General features: G+C 30.7%; 2 protein-coding genes. Both read right to left on the bottom strand.

Annotated elements, in window-relative coordinates; translation table 11 throughout:
• Positions 1-53 precede the first annotated feature (53 nt).
• A complete protein-coding gene (locus H602_RS0109550) occupies positions 54-623 on the bottom strand; it encodes a DUF6705 family protein (protein WP_157505018.1) in 570 nt (189 codons plus the stop codon).
• A 13-nt stretch (positions 624-636) separates the two neighbouring features.
• A partial coding sequence (locus H602_RS20120; RefSeq protein WP_035759374.1) for a hypothetical protein occupies positions 637-1,483 on the bottom strand: 847 nt, incomplete at its 5' end.

Raw genomic sequence — 1,483 nt, forward strand, 5'->3', positions numbered from 1 at the left:
AAATCAAGCCTAAACCCGCCATATTGCCAAACGGAGGTTGTGAGATGTATTTTTTATATTTTTGTTAGAACCATATTTGAAGGAATTTTAAAAGGACTTTGGTCGCTTGGATTACAGTTTGCTCCCCAATCTATGTTAGTTCTATTCCAAGTGATTTTTTCAACTCCTCCTACATTTAAATGTACCAAATTAACATCACCCATAATTCTTCGACCACATGGATTTGAACTTGGTTCATCAAAATAAATTCCAAACCCATCAAATTTAAACGAACCACTATCACTATCTGCAAAATAATCATTAGTTACGTTATAAATTTCTATACCATTGAATTTATATTCATAATGACCAATTATTTTGTCTGTATAAATAGTTATTTTAGTATTGGCTACAGGTGTTTCTCTAACATAAGTGTGTTTAGTGAAAGTTATTTTAAAATGATGTCCACCACTAGTATATTTCCAAGTTCCTATATATTTATTTAAAAGATTGTTGACATCTTTATAGTAAACGTGCTTTGGCTGATTCGGTTCATAAAAAGTTTCAATAGGTTTTTCAATAATTTGAGCATTAAGTGTTACTGTGCTAATAAAAAATAAAAAGATGTTTAATAATGTTTTCATAATAAATAAGGTTTTAGTTTTGTTTTGTCCATTCATAGTTTTCATCATTGTTTACAGGATGTGGTGAATAATAAAAATCAATACCCCAAACCATTTCTTTAAAAAAAGCTAAAAAGTTTTGAAATAAAAAATCTTTATATTCTTCATCAGAACAAGTACCTCCACATTGATTTTTAGAATTAATAATAACTTTACGTTTATATGCTGTTGTGAATGCATTTTTATTTTCAGGAGTAGAATAATAACTATTAAATTCGATAAGTTCAGTAGGATTGCTTATTCTCAAAGCATGAACACCATCTTCTGAAACCATTATCGAAGTTATATTATTGTTATCTGAAGAATTTGGATTTAAGTTCTTTTTTTGGATAAAAAATTGAACCATACCTAACACGTCTTCGGCACTAAAAATAGGATTTAGCTCATTGTGGTGTTTGTGTATTCTAATTAATGGGTTATTTACACTCACTGGGTAAAAATCTGTAAAATCAAATCCGCTAGATTGGGCTGGATAAGCAGAATAAGAACCATTAGCATTAAGTTTAAACTCCATACCCTGCTCAATAGAGTCATCTATATCTTCAACTAATTGGTCTATGTAGTTTCTTAATCCGTTTGTTCCAATTTCATTTTGAGTAGTTATTTTATTTAATTCTTCTATATGATTTTTTCTATATATTGTTAAAATAGGAGTAGTTAAAATTGGGTTTCCATCACCATCTGTTAAGGTTGGGTTTGCGTAAGTAGGATTATCTGTATCTCCTCCACTATGTGGATTGCCAGTGGTTGGTGTTCCAATATTGCCTCCCGACGAACTTCCACCTCCACCAGAACTACCTCCACCAGAACTACCTCCACCA

This window comes from Flavobacterium tegetincola DSM 22377 (assembly GCF_000425485.1).
Taxonomy (GTDB): Bacteria; Bacteroidota; Bacteroidia; order Flavobacteriales; family Flavobacteriaceae; genus Flavobacterium; species Flavobacterium tegetincola.

What these genes read in the sequence shown, in the direction of transcription:
- H602_RS0109550 (WP_157505018.1), bottom strand. Translation starts at nt 623, where the DNA reads ATGAAAACATTATTAAACATCTTTTTATTTTTTATTAGCACAGTAACA.